The 576-nt window shown below is 37.5% G+C and carries 1 protein-coding gene; it reads left to right on the forward strand.

The genetic code is table 11. The annotated features are described in order from the left end of the window. The first annotated feature begins 16 nt into the window (after window positions 1-16). Window positions 17-460, forward strand: coding sequence for a GNAT family N-acetyltransferase (locus HC728_RS19795; RefSeq protein ID WP_190395989.1), 444 nt, complete (start codon window positions 17-19; stop codon window positions 458-460). Window positions 461-576 lie beyond the last annotated feature (116 nt).

A 576-nucleotide genomic window follows, 5' to 3' on the forward strand; every position in this document is an offset into this window, starting at 1 on the left:
AGCCAGAGGTAAAGGTTTGAAATTTTCTACGCGTTCAGCGAAAGATAGTGATTTTGAGTTCTTATTTGAACTTAAAAAGGCGGCTGAATTTGAGCCAATTAAGGCTGTGTTTGGTTGGGACGATAAAGTCCAACGTGAAATGCATCAAGATGAATGGGATGAAGAAAAGCCAACCATCATTGAAATCTCAGGTGAAGCAGTAGGTAGCTATTTGCTTCAAAACAAAGGCAACCATTTCTATTTTTGCCGTTTCTTTTTATTGCCAAGTTTTCACGGGAAAGGAATAGGAAGTCAGGTTTTAAGTCAATGTTTAGAGTTTGCTGATAGAGAAAATAAACCAGTGAAATTGTGTTATTTGCAAGGCAATCGGGTAGGTGGTTTATATCGTAAATTTGGTTTCCAAGTAACATCAGAAGATGCTCAATTTATTCATATGAACCGTGTGAGAATGTGCTTATAACAAATGCATCAACACGATTTGCTACACTCGGCATTCTAGGTTTCTTTGAGTTTACCGTGTTAAGTGGTAAATTTGAGCTTAATCTTCATGGTAGCAAACGTGTTATGCAGGCGTTA

It is taken from the genome of Aliivibrio sp. S10_S31 (genome assembly GCF_014694495.1).
Taxonomy (GTDB): Bacteria; Pseudomonadota; Gammaproteobacteria; order Enterobacterales; family Vibrionaceae; genus Aliivibrio; species Aliivibrio fischeri.